Here is a 17303-nt window from a genome sequence, read left to right as displayed (position 1 = left end):
TACTTGTCTGAACGACCGTCGATGTCCCGGTACCGAGCCCGCCGTTTTTGCCCGTTCGCTCCCTACGGACGACCATGCGAATCGTCACAACGCTCCCCTCGGCCACCGAGTCGGTCGCCGCGCTCGGGCTCGAACCGGTCGGCGTCTCCCACGAGTGCGACTACCCGCCGAGTGCCGCGTCCGCACCCGCCGTCACCAGTTCGCGGATCGATGCCTCGGGATCGAGCGGCGAGATCGACCAGCAGGTGCTCGAGACCGCCGATACCGAGGGCGGTGTCTACGAGGTCGACACCGAGATACTCGAGGACCTCGAGCCGGACGTGATCGTCACGCAGGGAATGTGCGACGTCTGTGCGGTCGACGTGGCCGTCATCGAGGACGCCGCCGCGAAGATCGACGCCGATCCCGAAATCGTGCCGACAGATCCCCACAGTGTCGCGGACGTACTGGACGACCTCGAGCGAATCGGCCGCGCCGTCGGGTGCGAGGACCGGACTCGAGCAGTTCGACAGGAGCTCGAGGCTCGAATCGAAACGGTCCGAGAGAAAACTGCCGACCCCGCCGCCGAGGATCGCCCGCGCGTGGCGATCTTCGACTGGACCGATCCGGTGATGATCGCGGGCCACTGGACCGCCGAACTGGTCGACTGGGCCGGCGGCGAGTACGGGCTGGCCGCCGTCGGCGAGGCCTCGAGCCCCCGCGAGTGGGACGACATCCGCGCGTACGACCCGGAAATCGTGATCGTCGCGCCCTGTGGCTTCGACCTCGAGCAGACCGCGGCGAATCGGGCCGACCTGACCGACCGCGACGGCTGGGAGGAACTGACGGCGGTCCGCGAGGGCCGCGTCTGGGCGATGGACGGCGACCACTACCTCAACCGGCCCGGTCCGCGGCTGGTGGACACGCTCGAGGCGCTGGCACCGATCGTGTCGCCCGACCGTTTCGACGGGCCGGCTCCGGATATCGCAGTTCCGTTCGGAAAACTCGAGGCCCTCGGTACGCTCGAAACGGAGCGCGAACCCGCCGACGCAGACGCTCGAGCCGAGGTCGACCCGAACCCGTGATCGTCCTCCCGACCGCGATCCGCGAGACGATCCTCGAGCGCGCTCGCGAGGGCCGACCCGAAGAGATCTGTGGCGTCCTCGGCGGCGAGTACGAGCCCGAAGGGCGGAGCCGCGTGCGGTCGCAGTACCCGGCCGAAAACGTCGCCGAGACGCCGCGAACGCGGTACGAGATCGATCCCGAGGAGGGGTTGGCGATTTTCGATCGACTCGAGGACCGGGGCGAGGAAATCGTCGGCTTCTATCACTCCCATCCCCGCGGCCCGCCGCGGCCGAGCGCGACCGACGCGGCACAGGCGACGTGGCCCGAGCGCTCGTATCTGATCGTCTCGCTCGAGCCCCTCGGGATCGGCTCGTGGCGCTGGTGGACCGGGAACGAGGAGGCTACCGACGCCGACGATCGGTTCGAGCGCGAGCAAGTCGTCGTCGAGTGACGACGGCGATCAGTCGGCCGATTCGTCCTCGAGGTCGTCGGCCCGTTCCCGCGCCTCGGTCGCCCGTTCGCGGAACTCCTCGATCCGTCGGCTCAGTTTCTTGCCGACGACGTAGGTGAAGTCGTCCGGCATCATGCCGTAATCGATGTCGACTGTAACCATCGTATCACAGCCCTCGACGATCTCCGGTGCCCAACTGCCCTGTGCCAGTTTCGATTCGTCGGTGACGATCGCCTCGCCGTCTTCGACGTCGATAAACGCCGTAACGGTGTTCCAGATATTCGGATTGCTCGAGCTCGCCTCGTCGAACAGCCCCTCGAGTCGCGCGTCTTTGATTTCTTCCTCGCGCAGTTCCGCGAGGAGGTCCTCGAGGGCGTCGGCGATCTCGTCGGCCCTGTCTGCCTCTTCGCGGAGGGAAGCAGGCGACTGGTCGTCGTCTCTCGTCATCGGTCTCCCTCCGTCGCGTCGGTGGCGGCGATCATGGGCGGACGTATCGGCTTCGACACCGTAAACGTACGCTTCCGGGTTCCGTTCCGTGACCGCGTGTGCGGTGGTGTGTTCGACGGCGGTTCGCCGTCGGCGAACCCACCACAGCGCGCGCCACCGCAGACCGGACGAGTGGCTCGATCTACGACGCGTTCTCGAGCACGCCGGCTACCCACATGCGGTTCGGATCTTCGGTCCCGTTCATCCAGTCGATCAACCGGGCTCGCATATCCCGTCGCACCCCCTCGTAGTCGGGATGATCGACGAGATTTTGCAGTTCGGCCGGGTCGGCCGCGAGGTCGTACAGTTCGTCGATATCGGGGCCGTTGTAGACGTACTTGTAGTCTTCCGTGCGGACCATCCGCTGGCTGTAGAGACCGAACTCGTCGCCGTGATACTGGGCGAACGTCGATTCCCGCCAGTCGAGGTCCGCGGGCGGGTCGCCGCCGTTCTCGAGCAGGGGAACCAGGCTCCGGGAATCGAAGCTCTCGGGGACCGGAACGTCGGCCATCTCGAGGAAGGTCGCCGCCAGATCGTGCAGGTGGACCGGAGTCTCGCTGCGCGCTCCGGCGTCGGCCACGCCCGGCCAGCGCACCTGCAGGGGGATCCGGTAGGTGTCGTCGTACATCAGCGGTCCCTTGTTGAACTGGCGGTGGCTCCCGGCGAAGTCGCCGTGATCGGATGCGTGGATCACGGCCGTCTCGTCGGCCAGTCCGTGTTCCGCGAGGGCCTCGAGGATCCGCTCGAGTTGGTGGTCGATCAGCGTGACAAAGCCCCAGTACTTCGCGAGCGCGTCGGCCCAGAGCTCCCAGTCGAAGTCGGCGACGCCGCGATAGGCGAGGTAGTTCTCGTGAACCCGGGGTTTGCCGTCGTACGTCTCGGCGTAGCTCGCGGGCGGTTCGATTTCGTCGGGATCGTACATCGAGGCGTACGGCTCCGGAACGACGTAAGGGTGGTGGGGGCCGTAGAAGTCCGCTCGGTGGAAGAAGGGGACGTCCCGGTCGCCCTCGGCGTGGGCTTCGATCGCATCGACCGTCCGCTCGGCGAGGAAATAAGCGCGCGTATCCTCGACGTCGACCGGCGTTTTCGCGGCGACGAAGGTTCCCTCGGTTCCATCTCGCGGATCATCGCCGGTGTAGATTTCTTCCTCGAGGTCGGCGTCGCCGACGGGAGTCCCTCGCTCCTCGCGGTACTCGCGGAACGCCTCGTCGATGTCGTCGTGGTGTGTGTCGCTCCCGCCGAGATACGAGAAGCCGAAATCGGTGGGCGTTTGATCCCGGCCGGCGTGCCACTTGCCCGTGTAGGTGAGGTCGTAGCCCGCGGCGACGAGTTCTTCGGAGAACGTCGGCATGTCCGCGGGCAGGTTCGCCCGGATCGCGTCCGGTTCGTGGCAGTTGTTCAGCATCCCGTGGCCGTGGGGAAACTGCCCGGTCAGCAACGAGGCTCGAGCGCTCGAGCAGATACTGATCGGGGTACACGCCCGCTCGAAGCGAACGCCCTCGCTCGAGAGCCGATCGATCGCCGGCGTCTCGACCGGCGGTCCCTCGGGTGCGCTGCAGTCGTATCGCTCCTGGTCGGTGAGCACGAAGAGGACGTTCGGTCGGGTGTCGGCGTCAGCGTCGGCCATCGACCGTGGTACACCGCCGCCGTAGTTAAGGGTGGGACCTGCACGCGGACCCGGCAGGCGGGGTGGCTACATAAGGCATCGCGGTGTGAACCCCACCGTTCATTAGACCGCCGTTCGACGGTCTACGCGTGCCGAGGGCGTACTGTGGCGAGTGTGAGTGGCGGTACCGAGTCGACGGGGCCGACGCGAGCGAACTCAGCCGAGCGATGATCGACCACTTCGTCGAGACCGGTCACTCGCCGGTCGAACGACGTGACGCGGACGACCGGTTCCCGGCCGACGAGCGGGGCAATTCCTCGAGCGATACAACGAAACAGCGCGGCCCGTCGAAAAAGCGAGAGCGGTAACGGGCCGTCCGCCGGGCGGTCAGCCGAGGAGATATCGCAGCCGCGGCCGTTGGCGGACAAAATCGGTCTCCTCGAGGTACGCGTCGACGCCGAGGATGCGGCCCGCGGCGAAGACGCCGATGAGCACGAACATGACGAGTCCGAGCAGGTCGCCGTTGACGTAGCCGTTCGCCCAGTCGGCGTTGCCCAGATAGAACAGCACCATCAGGACGCCGCCGAAGAAGGCGGCCAGCCGGACGAGCGCGCCCACGATGAGCCCCAGCCCGATGAGGAACTCACCGACGGGGATCATCACGTTCGTGAGCTCGAGTAGCCACGGCGTCCCGGCGACGACCTCGAAGAGGCCGGCGATGGGCGACTGAGCGTTTTGCAGGTAGCCCGCCGCGCTGAACGGCTCCCCGGCGACGAACGCGAACTTCCCCCAGCCCGAGTGGAGGAACCAGTACCCGACGAGCAGCCGCACCGCCACCAGCGTGTAGCCGGCGACCGAATCGGCGTACTCGAACGCTTCCCGCCTGCCGAACCATTGAACGGTGGCTTCGTTAGTAGACATTGGGGGTCACCTTACGGCTGAGTATTGGCACTCTCGGACGTTAATACCGTCTTCAGTTCCCGTCTCTCGGGAGCGGCGTCGAAACCACCACGCGATGGAGGGGCTTTAATAGGGGGAGAGAACCGCGACGTAACGGACCCTGCGTCGTCTCGATCCGCTCAGGCCAGATCCTCGAACGTCGGCCGCTCGCGGTCGCCCGGGAACTCGTCGACGGGTACCTGCGTCTGGTCGCCCGACTCCATGTCCTTGATCGTCACCTCGTCGTTCGCCAGATCCTGTTCGCCGACGATGACGACCGTCTCGGCGTTGATCGAGTCGGCGTAGTCCAGTTGCGCGCCGAACGAGCGGCCGGCGACGTCGGTCTCGACGACGTGCCCCCGGTCGCGGAGCGCTCGAGAGATCCGGGACGCTTCCGACCGCGTCTCGCCGACCTGCAGGACGTAGTAGTCCGTGGTCACTTCCTCCTCGGGCCAGACGCCCGCCCGCTGTAACAGGAGCGGCAGCGTCGCGGTTCCCACCGCGACGCCGACCGCGGGCGTCGGCTGGCCGCCGAAGCTCTCGATCAGGTCGTCGTAGCGGCCGCCGCCGAAGATCGACCGCGAGACCTCGCCCGTGGAGTCGAAGCACTCGAAGACGACGCCCGTGTAGTAGTCCAGTCCGCGGGCCGTCTCGAGCGAGATCGCACAGTAGTCGCGGGCGCCGAAGTCCTCGGCGGCGGCGAGCACGTTCCGGAGGTTTTCGACGGCCGCGGTCACGCGCTCGGTATCGGCGAAGGATTCGACTGCCTCGAGGTCGCCGTCGGCGATGAGGTCGTCGAACTCGGCGGCCTGGTCGGCGGTGAGTCCCGCGTCGATCAGCAGGTCGTGGTACTCGGCCTGTGAGATCTTGCCGGATTTGTCGACCGCGCGGATCGCCGCCTCGGTATCGACCTCGGTATCGTAGCTCTCGAGGACGCCGCCGAGGATATCGCGGTGGGAGACGCGGAACTCGAAGTGCTCGCCGGTGAGCCCGAGGTTCGTCAGGGCGTCGGCGGCCCACGCCAGAATCTCGGCGTCGGACTCGGGTTCCGAGGAACCGAAGATGTCGACGTTGGTCTGGTAGAACTCCCGATAGCGGCCCTGCTGGACCTGTTCGTAGCGCCAGAACGGCCGGGTGGAGACCCACTTGATCGGCTTCGACAGCTCCTGCTGTTTCGCGACGACCATCCGGGCGACGGTCGGCGTCAGTTCGGGGGTCATCGTGACGTGGCGGCCGCTCCGGTCCTCGAACGAGTAGAGTTCGTCGACGATGTCGTCGCCGCTCTTGTCGGTCCACATTTCTGCGCGCTCTAAGGCCGGCGTTCCGATCTCCCGGAACCCGTACTCGCGGGCGGTCTCCTCTAAGACATCGATGGTCGCCCGCCGTGCGGACATCTCGCCGGGATAGAAGTCACGAAAGCCCTTGATCCGGTCGTACATGGAAACTCGTTCGGGGACGGCGAACTTCTATCCTTTCGTTCCGACACGGCCGCTGCGAACGCCGGCCGTCGGACGTTTGGTACAGGCCGCGACCCCGTTAGTTCGATACCCCCCACTCTGAGACCGTCCCGTAAATTGATACCGACCTGCGCCAAGTGGCGACTGTGCAACGCGTGGCCGACGATGACGATTGGATCGCCGAGGTCGGCGAACAACTGCCGGTTTCGCCGCTCTCCGCGCTCGGTCTCTTCCTCGCCGCGATCATCGGCGCTCGCCTCGCCCTCGAGCACGTCTCGACGCGAGCTATCCTCGAGAGCGTCTTTCCGCTCGTGGCCGCCACGGCGGTCGTCTCCGCCGACCGCTGGCTGGTGTCCCGAGACGTCTCGACGCGGGACCGACTCACCGTCTTCGGCTACGGGCTCGGCGGCTTCCTCGCCGCGTTCGTCGTGACGGCGCTTCACCTCTTCGTGCTGTATCTCGAGGGGACAGGAGCCAGAGCGCCGCTGTACCTGCTGCTGATGGGCGGGACGGTCGGCGTCGGCGCGGGGACCGTCGCCGGCATCTACGAGATCCAACAGCGGGCCGCCGTCCGCGAGGCCGAGCGCCAGAGCGCGCGCTTAGAGGAGTTTGCAAGCGTCGTCAGCCACGACCTTCGAAACCCGCTCAGCGTCGCTCAGGGTCGGCTCCGCGCGGCGGTTACGAGCGGCGATCCGGAGCACCTACAGGAGGTCGATGCGGCGCTTACCCGGATGGACGAACTGATCGAGGAGACCCTCTCGGTCGCCCGGAGCGGAACGCAGGTCGAGGACCCCCACGAGGTCCCGCTGGTCGAACTCGCGAGCGACGCGTGGACGGTCGTCGAGACCGAGACGGCCACCTACGAAACGGTCGGTGATCGGACGCTGCAGGTCGACCCACTTCGGGCGAAACAGCTCTTCGAGAACCTCTTCCGGAACGCCGTCGAACACGGTTCGACGAGCCCTGACTCGCAAACTCGTCAGGACGCCATCGAACACGGCCGCGAGGACGTCCACATCCGCGTCGGCCCCTGCGACGGCGGCTTTTTCGTCGCCGACGACGGCCCCGGCATCCCCGAAGACGAGCGCGACGAGGTCCTCGAGCAGGGGTACTCGACGGCCGCTGAGGGGTCGGGACTCGGCCTCGCGATCGTCCGCGCCATCGCGGACGCCCACGGCTGGCAGGTCGCGATCACCGAAAGCGAGTCTGGCGGGGCCCGGTTCGAGTTCACCCGCGGCGGCTGAGCGAACGGGAGTCGACCGATCGATCGACCCGGCGACCGGCCGCTGGCCGAGCGCCATCGCTGCGTTCGCGTCAGCGGACCTGTGTCACGTACGTCTGATCGTGATCGGGGAAACACTCCCCGATTGCTCCGGGACCGTCTTCTTCGGCGAGCAGCGTCCGCAGTTCGGCCTCGTAATCGGCCCTGTCGATCTCCTCGCTCGGCCCGACGATCACGTCCAGTCGCGACTCGACGAGCCGGTCGACCGCTGACCGGCCAAAGCCCGACAGCGGCGCGATGTAGTCGACGCCGTGGCGGTCCTCGAGGCTCTGGGCCTGCGCCCGCGACACCGTCGGGACGCGGTCGTCGCGCCGCGTGCCGTCCGCGATGGCGTCGAACTCCCGGGCAGCGAGGCGCTCTAAGGCGTGCTGGTGGACCAGTTGAATGCCGTTTCGCGGGAAGCCGTCCTCGCGGATCCGGTCGACGGCGTCCTCGGCGACCTCTGGGTCGCACTCGAGGCGTTCGAAGTCGAACCCGGCGGCGTCAGCCGTTTCCCGTGCGTGTTTCCAGTCGTCGCTGATGCCGAAGTGAGCCGTCAGCAGCGTCACATCGTAAAACTCCTCGAGCAAGAGCGCGGCGAGCGTGGAGTCTTTGCCGCCGCTGTAGAGCAGTCCGAGCTCCATTACCGTCGCTGGATGTCGAAGCTCTGCGAGTCGGGTTTGAGCTCCTTGAGGAGCTGTTTCATCTTGTCGTCGTCGATTTTCCCCTGAATGCGGCCGCTGCGGGCGAGACTGACGACCTGTCGCTCGACCTGCTCGCCGAACTGGGGTTTGCTCATCTTGACGGTGTTGAGCCGCTTGCGGGCGTCGTCGGTCAGGTGCTGGCGCAACACGGCCTTCTTCTGGGCCTCGGCCTGCTGCTGTGCGGCCTCCTGTCCGCCCTCGCCTTGCGATTCGGCGCGGTCCTGTAGCTGCTCCATTTTCTTCTGTCGGAGCTCCTCGAGTTTTTCCTCGTCCGGTGAGCCACTCATTGTTGTCTCGTACTTATCCGGCACGCCGGAAAATGATTACGGACGATGGAAGCGTTGCTCTGATGGGTGAAACCGACGCGAAAACGGGTTTCCAACTTACGCGTAGCGCTCGAGTTCCGGTCGGTCGAGGTCTTCGAGGACGCTGCCGGCGGTGTCGTCGAGCAGGCTGCGACCCTCGGGGGTGATTCGGCGACCCTGACCCTCGGCGGTCTCGACGAGGTCTTCCTCCTCGAGTTGCTGGAGGATCGTTCGGATCAGGTTCTTCGAGCCGTCGGCGCGCTTGTCGGGCGCGACCTGGTAGCGGTTGGAACCGCCCTTCGCGCCGCCGTACTCCGTCGAGAGTCGCTCGACGCCGACAGGGCCGCGGTCGGCGACCTTCCGCAGGAGACTCGCAGCGCGGGTGGCCCAGAAGTCGTCCTGTTCGGGCGGGAGCTCGTTTGCGACGCCGCTCTTGGCGAATTTGCCCCAGTCCGGTTCCTCGAGTCGATCCGCGAGATCGTCGGCGAGCGCCTCGATGAGGTCGTCCGCCGGAACGTCGTACATCGTAGCCATTGGCGTGTGATTTCCGTCCGCGGCATTTAAGACCATCGTATCGCGGCAGCCCCGGGCCGGCCCGGACCGTTTTTCGCCCTCGAGTCGAAACGGGACGTATGGACGAACGCGCCGCCTTGCGGCTCTTGTCGGACGAACTCGCGGCGGCCGGCGACGATGCGGCGGTCGTCGACGGGCTGGTCGTGACGACGGACATGCTCCACGATCGGACTGACTTTCCCGATGGAACGACCCGCTACACGGCCGGGTGGCGAGCCGTCGGCGCGTCCCTGTCGGACGTGGCGGCGATGGGCGCACCGGCCACGGCCGCGGTCGCCGCCTACGCCGCGCCGACGTTCGACCGCGACGAACTGCTCGCGTTCGTTCGCGGCGCGAGCGACGTCTGCGAGCGGGTCGACACCGAGTACGTCGGCGGCGATCTCGACGGTCACGACGAGTTCACCGTCTCGACGACCGCGATCGGCCGAACCGACGATCCCGTCCCGCGAAGCGGCGCTCGCCCCGGCGACGTCGTCTGTGTCACCGGCACGCTCGGCCGGAGCGCGGCCGCGCTTCGACTGTTCGATCGCGGAGACACGGACCGGGCGAACGACCTCTTTCGATTCGACCCCCGGATCGCCGCCGGGCAGGAATTCGCCACACACGCGACCGCGATGATGGACTCGAGCGACGGGCTCGCCCGCTCGCTCCACCAGCTCGCCGAAGCCAGCGACTGCGGGTTCGCGATCGAGTCCGACCGAGTGCCGATCGCCGACGCCGTCCGCGAAGTCGCCGACGACGGCGAGGCACTCGAGTTCGCGACGACCTTCGGCGAGGACTTCGAACTCGTCGCGACCCTGCCCGAGGAGGCGCTGTCTGCGGTTCGAGACGCGACCGACGTCCCGCTGGCGACGATCGGGTCCGTCCGCGAGGCCGGCGACGGCGTCACGATGGACGGCGAGTCGCTCGCGGATCGGGGCTATACACACGGCTAAGGCGAGACTGCGTTCTCGACCCGACACTCGCTCGAGCGGATCGGAAACCAAAAACGACGAGTCGCGCCTGCGCGTCGTTACTCGATGATCATGACCGGGATCGGCATGAAACAGAGTAGGCCGAGTCCGAAGGTCACGATTCCGAGGAGGATCCGACCGGGACCCAGTCGCTCGTCTCGCATCGGCGTCGCCGGGCCGATCGACGCGAACACCGTGGTCAACAGTCCCCAGAGGATCCAGACGAAAACCGTGTTCACCGTGTGGTTTTGGACGAAGTAGAGGTAGCCGGCGAGGGCGAACAGCGCGCCCGGAACGATCGCCGCGATCGTCTCCTGGAACTCGCCAGCCATCGCCCGGAGGATGTGGCCGCCGTCGAGTTGACCCACCGGGATCAGGTTGAGGAACGTGACGAACATCCCGACCCACGCGCCGATGACGACCGGATTCACGCCTGTCGCCGGATCGTCCCTGTACAGCGGCTGATCGAACCCGGCCGCGAGCAACTCGAGCAGCGGGGGATAGCCGAGTTCAATCCGAACCGCGTCGGGGTTCTGGAGCAGGGCGGGGTCGACGGTCACGGGCGGTAGGTGAAGCCCGATCACGGTCGCGACGACCGTCGCGACCAGTCCCGCGAGGGGACCGGCGACGCCGATATCGAACAGTGCCTTGCGATCGGGCATTCGGCCCTTCATCCTGATGACCGCCCCCATCGTCCCGATGAGCGTCGGCACCGGGATGAAGTACGGCAGAGAGGCGTCGACCTGATGGTACCGGCTCATGACGTAGTGGCCCATCTCGTGGACGCCGAGCACGCCGAGGATAGCAAGCGAGAAGGGCCACGCGTGGACGATATCGATCGGACTCGCGAAGGGGTCGAGGGAGGGGTACCACCACCACGCCCCGACGAACAGCGTCGACCCAATCGTCGCGAGTAGCAAGAAGACGTTCGTCCACGGAACGCCGTCGACCCCGACGCTGGTCGGCTCCGCGACGAGGACGTACTCCCCGTGGCGGGTCTCGATGGTGGCGTCGTAGCCGCGTTCGCGGAACTCCGACCAGAGCTCGCCCATCACTCGATCCGGCCGGATCAACGGGTCACCATAGTAGATCAGCCGGCCGTCCTGTCGCTGTACCTCGTAGACCGCAAACACCGACTCGATACGATCGATCGGCGGCCCGTCCTCGAGCGAGGGTCCGCCGCGCCCCGCCGTGCCGAATCCGGACCGATCGATGTCCTCCATCACCGGAGGTTCATCGTCACCCGGTATAAATCGACTGCCGTCGGCAGGGGCGGCCGTTTCCGAGACCGAGGTCGAAGGGCCGCGACTCGAGCGGCGGCGGAATCGACGGCAAGCAACGGCAGGCGGCGCTGCTGGAAACGCGTAACCCGCGACGAAGAAAGCGACGACGGCGTCTCATCGGCGTCATGAGGGGTGGATCGTGCCGGATGGCGTCGACGACGCGCCGGCACGACCGGGAGGAATGCGGGGATACTCGTCGGGTGCTCGACTGCGATCGCGGCTTCGGGTCCGAGATCAGGCAGGGGCGACACGCCACGTGGTCGCGCTCGTGTACGACCACTTCTCGATCTCGAGGTCGCTGACCGAACCCGAGAGCTTCGCCATTAGCGCGCCGATCTCTTTGGGGGACATGCCAACATCGTCCGCGATGAACTTGCCTTTGAAGTACAGCTCGCCGTCTTCAGCTCGTTCGCGCAGGTAGCTTTTGAGGCGGCGTTCCTTGCTTTCCGTGGAGGGGTGGGCTGTCGTGCTCATCGACATCATCCCCTTGTGGGGGATATCTGTTATAAAGGAAGGATCGTTAGTGGCATTTCGATTGTGTTCAACGATCTGGGGGGTAATAGACGTTTTATTCCAGATTAGAAGACTATTAACCGTTGCTCGAGAGGACCCGAGACGTTTTAAAGCCACTTCTAACTCATTATCGCGGTTGCAACAACAATGAGCAGTTCACTATCGTCTTCGCCGACCGTTCCACTATTTCAGCTGGCTCGACGAACGAATGTAACGATCAGGATTGTTCGTGGACCCAGAATTCGTCCTTGACTGTCACTTCCTTCTTGAACAGCGGCACCTCGTCTTTCAGCCGGTTGATGCCGTCCTCGACGGTTCGGAACGCCTGTTCTCGGTGGCCCGCGAGCACGACGACGAAGACGATGTCCTCGCCGTCCTCGACGATCCCCGTTCGGTGATAGAGTTCGACGTCGAACACGTCATCTCGAGCTTCGAGGTCGGCTTCGAGGGCCGCCATTCGCTCGTCGGCGACGCCCTCGTACTTCTCGAACTCGAGATACTGCGTGCGCGCGTCGTCCGTGCTGTCTTTGGCTCGGACGCGTCCGGTAAACGTCGCGATCGCGCCCGCGCGGTCGGCCCGGGGCGAGCGCTTGAGACGGGCCACCAGCGACTCGAGGGTTTCGTGGGGCTCGGCCGACTCGAGGCTCGCTACGAGAGTCTCGAAATCGAGGTCGGCGGGACCGCGAACGGTCGCGAGGACTTGCTCGTCGGGCTCGCGATCAACGCCGGCCGACCCGACGACGATCGAGGGGTATCGGAGCGTCGGCGCGCCGATGACGACGGCGTACTCGCAGTCGGTCGCCAGCCCGTCGAGCGCGTCGGCGACGGACAGCCCTGTCCCCGAGGCGGTCCAGTCGCCGTCGACGCCGAGGTCGTAGGTGACGTCGCCCCCAAGTGTGGTTGATTCGCGCGCGTGCGTTCCGTCCGCGATCGTCGCGTCGTATCTGATGACGCCGACCCGCCCCCGTTCTGCGAGCCGGTCGACGACCCGATCGACGACCGACTCGAGCGCGTCGCCGTTTCCCCCCTCCTCGCGAACACCGAGTACGTGCATAGTCGTGCTATGGGCAGGTCGGACTTTGTAGCTGTCGCCGGGAACGCCCCGCGCTGGGGGCGTCTCGCGCTCCCTATCCCACCCCGTTCCAGTCCGACCCGTATACACCACCAGTCACGCGGACGGACGACAAGTTCCGACCTCGGTCGGCGACGGACACGCCCTGTCACTTGAGGTGGAGTCGGGCGGCGGCAACGTCCCGCGAGACACTCGAGGGGTGTGTCACCACGCCGTCCGGGCAGTTGACAACCCTTAAGATAGCAACTCCGCTACACCGGGGTAGTATGAAAGTGGTCGTCTCTATCGGCGGCAGCGTCCTCGTCCCCGAGCCCGGGGCGGACCGGGTGGCCGAGCACGCAGCCGTCATCGAAGACCTCATTTCGGAGGGGTGTCGGATCGGTGCCGTCGTCGGGGGTGGCGGCGTCGCTCGCGAGTACATCGAGGCCGCTCGAGACCTCGGAGCGAACGAAATCGAACTCGACCAGTTGGGGATCGACGTGACGCGACTCAACGCTCGGTTGCTCATCGCCGCGTTGAGCGAGGAGTCCGTGACCGCGCCCGCACTCGACTACGAGGAGGCCAGCGAAGCACTCCGGCGGGACGACATCTGTCTCATGGGCGGCGTCGCGCCGGCCCAGACCACCGACGCCGTCGGGGCCGCGCTGGCGGAGTACATCGACGCCGACCTGCTCGTCTACGCTACGAGCGTCCCCGGGGTCTACAGTGCCGATCCCAACGAGGACGACGATGCGACCAAGTACGACCACCTCTCGGCCGCGGACCTGGTCGACGCCATCGCCGGCCTCGAGATGAACGCTGGCGCGTCCGCGCCCGTGGACCTGCTGGCGGCGAAGATCATCGAGCGATCCGGAATGCGAACGATCGTGCTCGACGGCACCGACCCCGACCGGATCGCCCGCGCGGTTCGCCACGGCGACCACGAGGGGACCGATATCGTCCCCGAGGGTGCCGGCGCGGAACCGACCTACTGGGCGAGCGACGAACGATGAGCGCCGACGGCGACGCGGACGGGAATGGTGACGCGACAGACCCGCCGGAGTCGGACGCGATCAGTCCCTACACGCTCCAGAGCGAGGAAGCCAGCGAGACACGCCACACGTTCTGGGCGGATACGGTCGCGGACCGCATTGAGGACCGCAACCCCGAGGAGCCGATCGTTATCAAGGGCGGCATCTCGCCGTCGGGCGTTCCCCATCTGGGCAACGTCAACGAGATCATGCGCGGCTACTTCGTCGCCGAAGTGCTACGCGACCGAGGTCACGAGGTCCGGCAGGTCTTCACCGCCGACGACCGCGATCCGCTCCGCGGACTGCCCCGCACGCTCTGTGACCTCGAGGGGAACCTCGTCGATCTCGGCGAGGTCGACGCCGGCGCGCTCGGCCGCAACCTCGGCGCACCCTACACGGACATTCCGGACCCCTTCGGCTGCTGTGACTCCTACGGCGACCACTTCGCGGCCATCATCCAGGACAGCGCCGACGCGCTGGACGTGCCGATCGAGCTGGTCTCGAACACCGATCTCTACGAATCCGGCGAGTTCGAGGACGTAACCCGATTCGTCCTCGAGCACCGGGACCGGGCGCGCGAGGTCCTCTCGAAGTATCAGGACAAAGTCGACGAGCACGGCGAGTACGTCCCGTTCAACCCGATCTGCGAGGAGTGTGGCAAGATCACGGAGACGGTGACGAGCGTCGACCTCGGGAACGAGCCGCCGACCGTCGACTACGAGTGTACCGACATGGACGCCGGCGACCAGACGATCGACGGCTGTGGCCACGAAGGCACCGCGACGCTGCGGGAAGGCAAGCTCCCGTGGCGTTTCGAGTGGCCCGCCCAGTGGCAGCTCCTCGGCGTCGACTTCGAACCCTTCGGCAAGGACCACGCCGAGGGGTCCTGGCCCAGCGGCCAAGACGTCGCCCGCAACGTCCTCGAGATCGAGCCGCCGGTGCCGATGGTCTACGAGTGGTTCACCCTCGATGGCGAACCGTTCTCCTCCTCGAAAGGGAACGTGATTCTGGTCTCGGACGTTCTCGAACTCTTAGAGCCCGAGGTCCTGCGGTACTTCTTCGCGAAAGACCCCGCGAAGGCGCGGGATTTCAGCATCGAGCGGCTCGATCAGTTGGTCGACGAGTTCGACCGGCTCGAGGCGACCTACTTCGGTGAGGTCGACGCGAGCGAGGACGAGCAAGCCTTCGCCGAGCGGGTCTACCCGTTCGTGGTCGAGGAGCCGCGCGAAAAGCGGATTCGGCTCCCCTACACCTTCGCCGCCGTGCTCGGGATGACCGACGACCCCGACCTGCGCGAAGAGATCGCTCGTCGGGAGGGTCACATCCCCGAGGACGCCCCGGAGTGGGCCGTCGAGGGTGCCCTCGAGCGCGTCGAGCAAGCGCGCAACTGGGCGCGTCGAACCGGCAACGAGTTCGACTACGAACTCAAGCGCACCGAAATTCCGGCACACGACTTCGACGCGGACACCGAGGCCGCACTGGCCGAACTCGCCGATTTCATCGATGAGGGCCACGATCCAGAGGACATTCAGGGCGAGATCTACGAGACGGCGCGGCGTCACGACGTCGACGTCGGCGACTTCTTCGCGGCGGGCTACCGGCTGTTTTTCGACGAAGAGCAGGGGCCGAAACTCGGGCCGTTCCTCGCGAAGGTCGATCGGGAGTTCGTCGTCGGGCGACTTCGGCGGGAGCGCTGACGACGCCGACTGGCCCGATAGACAAAAGTCATTTGAGAACGCCGCCCGGAGAGGGTAACGATGGATCACGGTTCCTTCGCTGTCGTCTCGCCGCCCGCAATCTACGGCTCGGAACTCCTCACGTGGGTTCTGCTCGGCCTCCTCCTCTACTGGCTCGCGGTCGTCGGGCTCCGAAACGGCGGATATCTCCCCGACTACATCGGGACGCAGGGGCCGATTCTCACGTTCCACACGAAACGCGGGCGGGTGCTGCTCGACCGGCTCGCACGGCCGAAACGCTTCTGGCGAGCGTGGTCGAACTTCGGCGTCGGCATCGCGCTCGTCGTGATGATCAGCATGTTCGCCGTGTTGATCCGCGTAGCGATGGTCGCGCTTTCCTCGCCCCAACCGGCGGGTTCCGCCGCTAGACAGCCCCACAACGTTCTCGTCATCCCCGGCGTCAACGATTTTCTACCGCTGTCGGCCACGCCCGGCATCGTTTTCGGGCTGCTCGTCGGCCTCGTCGTCCACGAGGGCGGCCACGGATTGCTCTGTCGCGTCGAGGACATCGATATCGATTCGATGGGGGTTGCGATGCTCGCTATCCTCCCCGTCGGCGCGTTCGTCGAACCCGATCAAGAGAGCAGCAAATCGGCCTCACGGGGCGGCCAGACGCGGATGTTCGCCGCCGGCGTCACGAACAACTTCGCGATCACGTTGCTTGCCTTCGCCCTGCTGTTCGGGCCGATCATCGGCGCGATCGGCGTCGCACCCGGTGCCGCGGTCGGCGGCGTCGCAGAGGATTCCCCGGCCGCAGACGCGGGAATCGAACCCAACGATCGCATCACAGCGATCAACGGCACCGCAGTCGAGGGGAACGACGATCTCGCGGACCGGCTCGAGGCAACCGGGGGTGAGCAGGTCTCCATCGAACTCAACGGCGAGGAGACGGTTTCAGTCGATCGGTCGCTGCTCGTGACCGCGGCGATGGAGAACGGACCGACGGAACTCGCCGCCGGCGATAAGATCCGCGCGGTCGACGGCCAGCAGGTCGCGACCGAACGCGGCTTCGAAGACGCCGTCGGTGACAGTGAGCGAGTCACGTTGACGATCGATCCCGCAAACGGCGAGGAGCGGACCGAGCGCGAGGTGACGATCGGCGCGGCGGTCTCGGTCGCCGCCGACGGCCCGCTCGAGCGCGAGACCGGCCCAACCGACGAAACGTTCGTCATCACCCGCTTCGACGGCGAGCGCGTCCACGAATACGAGGATCTCGCCGCCCTGCTCGAGGACAGCGAACCCGACCAGCAGGTCGAGGTAGCGGGCTACTTCGGCGACGAACGCGAGGAGTACACCGTCACGCTCGACGAGCATCCTCGAGCGGACACCGGGTTCCTCGGGATTCAAGGACAGCGAGGGATGTCCGGGATCGAGGTGAGCGATCTCGGCGTCCAACTCTATCCCGCAGACGAGTATCTGGGACTGCTGGGCGGTGACGGCGAGACGCGGTTCGGACCGATCACCGACTCCTTCCTCGGAAAGATCGCGATCGCGCTCATGCTGCCGGTCATCGGCGTCAGCGGTGCGATGCCGTTCAATTTCGCCGGCTTCACGGGGGGTATCCAAAACTTCTACGAAGCGCAGGGAATGCTCGGCGCGTTCGGCGACGGGACCGTCTTCGTCCTCGCGAACCTGCTGTTCTGGACCGGCTGGATCAACGTCCAGCTCGGCTTCTTTAACTGCATTCCGGCGTTCCCCCTCGACGGCGGCCACATCCTCCGGACGAGCACCGAGGCGATCGTCTCCCGGTTACCGATCGACGCGACCCGCGGGATGGTCCGGCTGGTGACGACCGCGATCGGCGTGACGATGCTCGTGAGCTTCCTGCTCTTGCTGTTCGGGCCGCAACTGCTCGGGAACTGATTGATTCCGAACCCGAGTGCGAACCCGGTGAGACCGGTGTTTTTATG

Annotated in this window: 18 protein-coding genes; 8 read left to right on the top strand and 10 right to left on the bottom strand. The window is 66.3% G+C overall.

Going from position 1 to position 17303, the window contains the following annotated elements:
• The first annotated feature begins 74 nt into the window (after positions 1 to 74).
• Positions 75 to 1064 (top strand): ABC transporter substrate-binding protein, encoded by a 990-nt coding sequence (locus ACJYUO_RS06900; protein WP_494344653.1) that lies wholly within the window; start codon positions 75 to 77, stop codon positions 1062 to 1064.
• Complete coding sequence (locus ACJYUO_RS06895) at positions 1061 to 1495, top strand: desampylase (RefSeq protein WP_494344652.1); 435 nt, start codon at positions 1061 to 1063, stop codon at positions 1493 to 1495. Before ACJYUO_RS06900 ends, ACJYUO_RS06895 begins: the two co-directional genes overlap by 4 nt.
• A gap of 9 nt (positions 1496 to 1504) precedes the next feature.
• On the opposite strand, the gene ACJYUO_RS06890 is transcribed toward ACJYUO_RS06895, so the two are convergent.
• Together ACJYUO_RS06890 and ACJYUO_RS06885 are read right to left on the bottom strand one after the other, a co-directional pair.
• On the bottom strand, positions 1505 to 1942 hold the full coding sequence (locus ACJYUO_RS06890; protein WP_494344651.1) for a hypothetical protein: 438 nt from the start codon (positions 1940 to 1942) through the stop codon (positions 1505 to 1507).
• Between the two features lie 181 nt (positions 1943 to 2123).
• On the bottom strand, positions 2124 to 3608 hold the full coding sequence (locus ACJYUO_RS06885) for a sulfatase family protein (protein WP_494344650.1): 1485 nt from the start codon (positions 3606 to 3608) through the stop codon (positions 2124 to 2126).
• A 128-nt stretch (positions 3609 to 3736) separates the two neighbouring features.
• Between ACJYUO_RS06885 and ACJYUO_RS06880 the strand changes: the two genes are divergently transcribed.
• Entirely contained in the window at positions 3737 to 3955 is a 219-nt protein-coding gene (locus ACJYUO_RS06880; RefSeq protein ID WP_494344649.1) for a hypothetical protein, read from the top strand.
• Between the two features lie 19 nt (positions 3956 to 3974).
• Here the strand turns inward: ACJYUO_RS06880 and ACJYUO_RS06875 are convergent, their stop codons facing one another.
• Both ACJYUO_RS06875 and hisS read right to left on the bottom strand, forming a co-directional pair.
• Positions 3975 to 4508, bottom strand: coding sequence for a DoxX family protein (locus ACJYUO_RS06875; protein WP_494344648.1), 534 nt, complete (start codon positions 4506 to 4508; stop codon positions 3975 to 3977).
• Positions 4509 to 4666: 158 nt separating this feature from the next.
• Positions 4667 to 5965, bottom strand: coding sequence for a histidine--tRNA ligase (gene hisS / locus ACJYUO_RS06870; protein ID WP_494344647.1), 1299 nt, complete (start codon positions 5963 to 5965; stop codon positions 4667 to 4669).
• 164 nt (positions 5966 to 6129) lie between these two features.
• Here hisS and ACJYUO_RS06865 point away from each other — a divergent pair, with 164 nt between their 5' ends.
• Complete coding sequence (locus tag ACJYUO_RS06865) at positions 6130 to 7227, top strand: sensor histidine kinase (RefSeq protein ID WP_494344646.1); 1098 nt, start codon at positions 6130 to 6132, stop codon at positions 7225 to 7227.
• Positions 7228 to 7297: 70 nt separating this feature from the next.
• On the opposite strand, the gene ACJYUO_RS06860 is transcribed toward ACJYUO_RS06865, so the two are convergent.
• From ACJYUO_RS06860 to ACJYUO_RS06850, 3 genes are all read right to left on the bottom strand, one after another.
• The gene (locus ACJYUO_RS06860) at positions 7298 to 7888 is read right to left on the bottom strand and encodes a DUF7411 family protein (protein ID WP_494344645.1); all 591 of its coding nucleotides are present in this window, start codon (positions 7886 to 7888) and stop codon (positions 7298 to 7300) included.
• On the bottom strand, positions 7888 to 8235 hold the full coding sequence (locus ACJYUO_RS06855) for a DNA-binding protein (RefSeq protein WP_138243784.1): 348 nt from the start codon (positions 8233 to 8235) through the stop codon (positions 7888 to 7890). The genes ACJYUO_RS06860 and ACJYUO_RS06855 overlap by 1 nt, the downstream gene beginning before the upstream one ends.
• 96 nt (positions 8236 to 8331) lie before the next feature.
• Positions 8332 to 8787, bottom strand: coding sequence for a 30S ribosomal protein S19e (locus tag ACJYUO_RS06850; RefSeq protein ID WP_494344644.1), 456 nt, complete (start codon positions 8785 to 8787; stop codon positions 8332 to 8334).
• A 98-nt stretch (positions 8788 to 8885) separates the two neighbouring features.
• On the opposite strand from ACJYUO_RS06850, the gene thiL reads away from it, so the two are divergent.
• The gene (gene thiL / locus ACJYUO_RS06845; protein WP_494344643.1) at positions 8886 to 9761 is read left to right on the top strand and encodes a thiamine-phosphate kinase; all 876 of its coding nucleotides are present in this window, start codon (positions 8886 to 8888) and stop codon (positions 9759 to 9761) included.
• A 77-nt stretch (positions 9762 to 9838) separates the two neighbouring features.
• Here the strand turns inward: thiL and ACJYUO_RS06840 are convergent, their stop codons facing one another.
• From ACJYUO_RS06840 to ACJYUO_RS06830, 3 genes are all read right to left on the bottom strand, one after another.
• A complete protein-coding gene (locus tag ACJYUO_RS06840) occupies positions 9839 to 11002 on the bottom strand; it encodes a site-2 protease family protein (protein WP_494344642.1) in 1164 nt (387 codons plus the stop codon).
• A gap of 294 nt (positions 11003 to 11296) precedes the next feature.
• Positions 11297 to 11542: a DUF7123 family protein gene (locus ACJYUO_RS06835; RefSeq protein ID WP_494344641.1), complete on the bottom strand. Its 246-nt coding sequence runs from the start codon at positions 11540 to 11542 to the stop codon at positions 11297 to 11299.
• Between the two features lie 250 nt (positions 11543 to 11792).
• A complete protein-coding gene (locus tag ACJYUO_RS06830) occupies positions 11793 to 12629 on the bottom strand; it encodes a molybdopterin synthase (protein WP_494344640.1) in 837 nt (278 codons plus the stop codon).
• 284 nt (positions 12630 to 12913) lie between these two features.
• Between ACJYUO_RS06830 and pyrH the strand changes: the two genes are divergently transcribed.
• From pyrH to ACJYUO_RS06815, 3 genes are read left to right on the top strand one after another with little or no spacing between them, the layout of a single operon-like run.
• Positions 12914 to 13639 (top strand): UMP kinase, encoded by a 726-nt coding sequence (gene pyrH, locus ACJYUO_RS06825; protein ID WP_494344639.1) that lies wholly within the window; start codon positions 12914 to 12916, stop codon positions 13637 to 13639.
• On the top strand, positions 13636 to 15354 hold the full coding sequence (gene lysS / locus ACJYUO_RS06820) for a lysine--tRNA ligase (protein ID WP_494344638.1): 1719 nt from the start codon (positions 13636 to 13638) through the stop codon (positions 15352 to 15354). Before pyrH ends, lysS begins: the two co-directional genes overlap by 4 nt.
• Before the next feature lie 60 nt (positions 15355 to 15414).
• Positions 15415 to 17256, top strand: coding sequence for a site-2 protease family protein (locus tag ACJYUO_RS06815; RefSeq protein WP_494344637.1), 1842 nt, complete (start codon positions 15415 to 15417; stop codon positions 17254 to 17256).
• Positions 17257 to 17303: the final 47 nt, after the last annotated feature.

This window comes from Natrinema sp. CRL1, from assembly GCF_059162405.1.
Note: the sequence above shows the minus strand (reverse complement) of the source record. Positions and strands in the feature narration are given on the sequence as shown.

Excerpts from the sequence above, each read along its gene's own strand:
- ACJYUO_RS06875 (WP_494344648.1), bottom strand. The coding sequence starts at position 4,508 with ATGTCTACTAACGAAGCCACCGTTCAATGGTTCGGCAGGCGGGAAGCG.
- pyrH (WP_494344639.1), top strand. The coding sequence starts at position 12,914 with ATGAAAGTGGTCGTCTCTATCGGCGGCAGCGTCCTCGTCCCCGAGCCC.
- ACJYUO_RS06815 (WP_494344637.1), top strand. The coding sequence starts at position 15,415 with ATGGATCACGGTTCCTTCGCTGTCGTCTCGCCGCCCGCAATCTACGGC.
- ACJYUO_RS06855 (WP_138243784.1), bottom strand. The coding sequence starts at position 8,235 with ATGAGTGGCTCACCGGACGAGGAAAAACTCGAGGAGCTCCGACAGAAG.
- lysS (WP_494344638.1), top strand. The coding sequence starts at position 13,636 with ATGAGCGCCGACGGCGACGCGGACGGGAATGGTGACGCGACAGACCCG.
- ACJYUO_RS06900 (WP_494344653.1), top strand. The coding sequence starts at position 75 with ATGCGAATCGTCACAACGCTCCCCTCGGCCACCGAGTCGGTCGCCGCG.
- ACJYUO_RS06840 (WP_494344642.1), bottom strand. The coding sequence starts at position 11,002 with ATGGAGGACATCGATCGGTCCGGATTCGGCACGGCGGGGCGCGGCGGA.
- ACJYUO_RS06835 (WP_494344641.1), bottom strand. The coding sequence starts at position 11,542 with ATGTCGATGAGCACGACAGCCCACCCCTCCACGGAAAGCAAGGAACGC.
- ACJYUO_RS06850 (WP_494344644.1), bottom strand. The coding sequence starts at position 8,787 with ATGGCTACGATGTACGACGTTCCGGCGGACGACCTCATCGAGGCGCTC.
- ACJYUO_RS06890 (WP_494344651.1), bottom strand. The coding sequence starts at position 1,942 with ATGACGAGAGACGACGACCAGTCGCCTGCTTCCCTCCGCGAAGAGGCA.
- thiL (WP_494344643.1), top strand. The coding sequence starts at position 8,886 with ATGGACGAACGCGCCGCCTTGCGGCTCTTGTCGGACGAACTCGCGGCG.
- ACJYUO_RS06885 (WP_494344650.1), bottom strand. The coding sequence starts at position 3,608 with ATGGCCGACGCTGACGCCGACACCCGACCGAACGTCCTCTTCGTGCTC.
- ACJYUO_RS06830 (WP_494344640.1), bottom strand. The coding sequence starts at position 12,629 with ATGCACGTACTCGGTGTTCGCGAGGAGGGGGGAAACGGCGACGCGCTC.
- hisS (WP_494344647.1), bottom strand. The coding sequence starts at position 5,965 with ATGTACGACCGGATCAAGGGCTTTCGTGACTTCTATCCCGGCGAGATG.
- ACJYUO_RS06860 (WP_494344645.1), bottom strand. The coding sequence starts at position 7,888 with ATGGAGCTCGGACTGCTCTACAGCGGCGGCAAAGACTCCACGCTCGCC.